Source organism: Streptomyces sp. DH12, assembly GCF_020873895.1.
Taxonomy (GTDB): Bacteria; Actinomycetota; Actinomycetes; order Streptomycetales; family Streptomycetaceae; genus Streptomyces.
In genome coordinates this window covers 1-918 of sequence record NZ_JAHWGT010000145.1, presented here as the reverse complement: position 1 = coordinate 918, position 918 = coordinate 1, and the positions used below count along the sequence as shown (strand labels likewise).

At 70.5% G+C, this 918-nt stretch carries 2 protein-coding genes; both read left to right on the top strand.

The window, feature by feature from the left end; all coding sequences use genetic code 11:
- Positions 1-614, top strand: a 614-nt coding sequence (locus tag LPA54_RS33100) for an ester cyclase (protein WP_228984438.1), incomplete at its 5' end; no start/stop codon positions are given.
- A 152-nt stretch (positions 615-766) separates the two neighbouring features.
- Positions 767-918: FAD-dependent oxidoreductase (locus LPA54_RS33095; protein ID WP_228984439.1), on the top strand; the 152-nt coding region annotated here is incomplete at its 3' end.

Genomic DNA, 918 nt, shown 5'->3' with positions numbered 1-918 from the left:
GGACGGCGACGCACGCGGTGGTCGGCAAGGACCGCTCGGACGCGTCACACGTCGTCGAGATCGTGGAGTTCCCGTCGTACGAGGAGGCGATGCGGAACTCGCAGCTGCCGGAGACCGACCGGATCTTCCGGGAGATGGTGGCCCTCTGCGACGAGATGCCCACCTTCACGGACCTGGACGTGGTGCGCGACGCCCAGCTGAACACGGACACGGCGCGGCGCTTCTTCGAGGTGGCGGTCACGTCGGACGACCTGTCCGGGCTGGCGGGTCTGGTCGAGGAGCACTACCGCGGCCACGATCCGGCCAACGAGCAGGACGTGCTCGGCCTGGACCACCTCCGGCGCGAGCCGGACGAGTGGCGCGGCGGCTTCGACTTCACCTTCCGCGTCGAGGACCACATCGCCGAGGGCGACCGGGTGTGCACCCGCTGGGTCTGGAAAGCGACCCACCGGGCCGACTTCCTCGGCATTCCGGCGACGGGCAAGGACATCTCCATGACGGGCACCACCATCTTCCGCTTCGGCGACAACGGCAAGATCGTCGAGGGCTGGTGGGAGTACGACCGGCTGGGGCTGATGGCGGAGCTGGGGGCGCTGGAGCCGGTGGACCTCTGATCCGGCGGGGCTACGCCGGGTCAGCCGGCGCGGGCGGCGGTGGTCGTGACGCGTTCGGGCACAGGGGTCAACCTACCCGGTTCACTACGGCTGTAGTACGGTGGAGGCGAGGGGTCACTACAGATGTAGTTGGAAAGCCTTCAGGAGGAGCCATGGCAGCGGCCGAGCGGGCGATCGTGATCGGCGGGGGCATCGGCGGACTGACGGCGGCGGCCGCCCTGCGTCTGCGCGGGGCGCGGGTGACCGTGCTGGAGCGCGCCCCCTCCCTGGAGCCGGTGGGCGCGGCGATCTCGCTGTCCCCCAA